This window comes from Arthrobacter sp. IK3, assembly GCF_051337705.1.
Taxonomy (GTDB): domain Bacteria; phylum Actinomycetota; class Actinomycetes; order Actinomycetales; family Micrococcaceae; genus Arthrobacter_B; species Arthrobacter_B koreensis.
Genome location: NZ_JBPPSW010000020.1, coordinates 1 through 3,177 on the forward strand (window position 1 = coordinate 1; position 3,177 = coordinate 3,177).

At 67.1% G+C, this 3,177-nt stretch carries 3 protein-coding genes; 1 reads left to right on the plus strand and 2 read right to left on the minus strand.

Annotation, left to right across the window (positions count from 1 at the left end):
• Positions 1 to 700 (plus strand): alpha-amylase family glycosyl hydrolase (locus ACSLGO_RS18200; RefSeq protein WP_436401643.1); only part of this gene is annotated, 700 nt, incomplete at its 5' end.
• Between the two features lie 15 nt (positions 701 to 715).
• On the opposite strand, the gene ACSLGO_RS18205 is transcribed toward ACSLGO_RS18200, so the two are convergent.
• Together ACSLGO_RS18205 and ACSLGO_RS18210 are read right to left on the minus strand one after the other, a co-directional pair.
• Positions 716 to 2,089: an FAD-binding oxidoreductase gene (locus tag ACSLGO_RS18205; protein WP_263128253.1), complete on the minus strand. Its 1,374-nt coding sequence runs from the start codon at positions 2,087 to 2,089 to the stop codon at positions 716 to 718.
• A gap of 9 nt (positions 2,090 to 2,098) precedes the next feature.
• Positions 2,099 to 2,572 carry an SRPBCC domain-containing protein gene (locus tag ACSLGO_RS18210; protein ID WP_436401644.1) on the minus strand — a complete coding sequence of 158 codons (474 nt, stop codon included), beginning with the start codon at positions 2,570 to 2,572 and terminating at the stop codon, positions 2,099 to 2,101.
• Positions 2,573 to 3,177 lie beyond the last annotated feature (605 nt).

Below are 3,177 nucleotides of genomic sequence, written 5' to 3' on the forward strand. Positions count from 1 at the left end.
TAAGGTCGGCGCCCCCACCACCTGGGTCCTCTCCAACCACGACGTCGTCCGCCACGTATCCCGCTTCGGTCTCAAGGGCAATGAGCTGCGCCTCGGAGACGGTATTGGCCCCGACGATGCGCAGCCGGATCACGCCGTCGGCCTGGCCCGGGCGCGTGCCGCAACGCTGCTGATGCTGGCCCTTCCCGGCGGCGTCTACCTCTACCAGGGCGAAGAACTAGGACTCCCGGACCACACATTGATCCAGGAAGAGTTCCGACAGGACCCAACCTTCCATCGAAGCAAGGGCCTGCGGATTGGCCGGGACGGATCCAGGGTGCCGCTGCCCTGGCGGGCGGACGCGCCGTCGTACGGGTTCAGCAGCACCGGCAAGTCCTGGCTGCCCCAGCCGGATGTGTGGGGAGCCAACGCGCGTGATGTCCAGCAACGCAATCCCGACTCAACCCTGAACCTCTACCGGGATGCACTCGCGCTGCGCCGGGAACTGGGCCTGGGCCACGGGTCCCTGGCCTGGTGGCCGGAACACGATGGCAAGGGGCTGATCGCGTTCGTCAACGGGAACGTCCTGGCGGCAATGAACATGGGCACCGAACCGGTGGAACTGCCGGAGTTCGAGATAATCCGCGAAAGCTCCCCCTGCGCCATGGAACATACGGAGCTCCGGCCCAACCGTGCCGTGTGGATGCGCGTCCCGTCCTAGGCGCCGGGTGGCTGCCTAAACCTCAGGTATCGCTTTGCCTGGATTGAGTATCCCGGCCGGGTCGAAGACGGCTTTGATCTGCTGCTGGAGTGCCAGCACTTCGGCCTGCTGCTCCTGCGGCAGCCAGCGCAGCTTGAACTGTCCAACACCGTGTTCGCCGGTAATGGTCCCACCCATGCGCAGGGCAATGGTGATGGATTCGTCCAGCGCGGCATTGAGCCGTTCGACGCCGCCGGCACCTTCCTCCGAGGCGATCCAGAAGGTGGGATGCAGGTTGCCGTCGCCGGCATGTGCCACCACCTTGAGCTGGACCCGGTGGTCCGCTGCCATGCGCTCGAGTTCGGCTACGTAGTGCACCAGCTGCGACCGCGGCACGGCGACGTCCTCGCCCACGCGGATCTCATGCTCCACGTCGTCCCCGCGGCTGTGCCTCCGCAGCTCCAGGAGCCGTTCGGCTTCCTCTGAACCTTCGCTGCTGACGGTGCCGCCGAGTTCGGTGAGGACAGCCCGAACGGCCGCGGCCTCTGCTTCGGCACCGAAGCCGTCTGTCTGGATCAGGAGCAGCGCGCCGCCGCGGCTACCCAGGTCGGAGCCGTGGGCGCCGTCGAGCGCCGCCATCGTGGCGCCGTCGAGCAGTTCCATGATGGACGGCTGAACCCGTGCCGCACCGACGGCCAGGACGCCTGCAGCGGCGGTGCGGAAGTCAGGGAAGAAAGCCGCGACGGTCCGTACGTCGCTGGGCAGGTACCGCAGCCGGACCGTCACGCCAACGACAATGCCGAGGGTACCCTCCGAGCCGGTGAAGAGGCCCGTGAGGTCATATCCGGCTACGCCCTTGAAGCTCTGGTGCCCGGTGTGGATAAGCGTGCCGTCTGCCAGCACTACGTCCAGTGCCAGCACCGAGTCCCTGGTTACGCCGTACTTGGCACAGCGCAGGCCGCCGGCGTTGGTGGCGACGTTGCCCCCGATGGTGGAGATCTTGTAGCTGGCCGGGTCCGGCGCATACATCAGCCCGTACGGCGTCACTGCGTCGTTGAGGTCCGCGTTGACCACACCGGCCTCAACCACAGCCAGTTCGTCGCCGGGACGGATATCCAGGATGCGGTTCATCTTCTCCAGGCTGAGGATGATGCAGTTGCGGGTGGCGTGCGCTCCTCCGGACACTCCGGTGCCTGCGCCGCGGGGAACGACGGCGGTCCCGGTGCGCGACGCCCAACGCAGGGTCTCCTGTACGTCGGCCACCGATTCCGCCCAGACGACCGCGAGGGGATCGATGAGTTCCTGCACCGGGCCCTGGTCCCGGGCGTACATTTTCAGTGTCTCCGGGTCCGTGTCGATGCGGATGCCGGGGATGGACACTTCCAGGTCATGCAGGGCAGGCAGGCTCATGCAAGAAGGCTACCGGGCGCCCATGAAACGGCCATATCGTTGCAGAACGTTGCGCCACAGAGATTCTGCTTCTGCGCGATGCGCTGCGGGGTCGCGGGCTGCCTCGAAGCCGGTGTGCGTCACCGTTACGGCAGTACCGGAGCCTTCCGCGGTGAAGACGATCGAGACAGTAGTAGAACCCGTGCCAGGGTTCCACTCCAGATCCAGCAGCTCCCCTGGCCGAATGTCCCGGACGACAGCTCGAGTGGAGGATTCTTCGTCTTCGCTCGTTTCCACCAGGGCGCCGCCTTCGAACTCCACATGTGTTCCCTCGCCGAATGTGGTGAACTCTTCCGGCCACCACAGGTGGGGGTACTCGTGGAAGCCACGAAACGCCTCTTCGGTTTCACGGGGAACGGTGCAGGTCTGCACTACGTCAGCGATGGGATCTTGGGGCTTCGCCGGCTCGGGTTCCGGGGCGTGGGAGAAAAGCGATGGAGTCATTTTTCCAGAGTACGCAGTCGGTATGGGGTTCGTTCCCCGTTGCAGCGCACCGGCGGTTCCCAGCCGTCGTGGCCGGTGGGGCTCCTGGGGCCCCCACCGCGTGGTTCCCACCCGTCGTGACAGGTGTTGCCCCTGAGGTTCCGCACTGCGATGGTTCCCACCCGTCGTGGCGGGTGGTGCCCCTGGGGTCATGGTCCGGCGGTGGTTCCCAGCCATTGGGCAAGGTGGGGCTCCTGGGGCCATGGACCGGTGGTGGTTCCCACCCGTCGTGGCCGGTGGTGCTCCTGGGGTTCCGCACGGCGGTGGTTCCCAGCCCTCGTGGCTGGTGGTGCCTGGTGTGGTCCCGGGAGGGGCCAGGAGTCACGGGGGCTGGGAAACCCTGTGCCGGTCGCGGGCAGGTCGCGGACCCGGATCCCTGTCCCCCGCGGCCGGCGGTGCCACCACAACGCAGACCGGTTCCCCGGCCCGGCCGGCTGTTCCAGTCCCCTAGTTCAGGCCAGACCGACCCCGGGGGCCGGGTGCCGGGGAAGGGCTGGTTAAACACGGAAAGGGCCCGCACCAGGGTGCAGGCCCAAAGAGTGACCGGTCCCGGCAGCCGGCAAGCA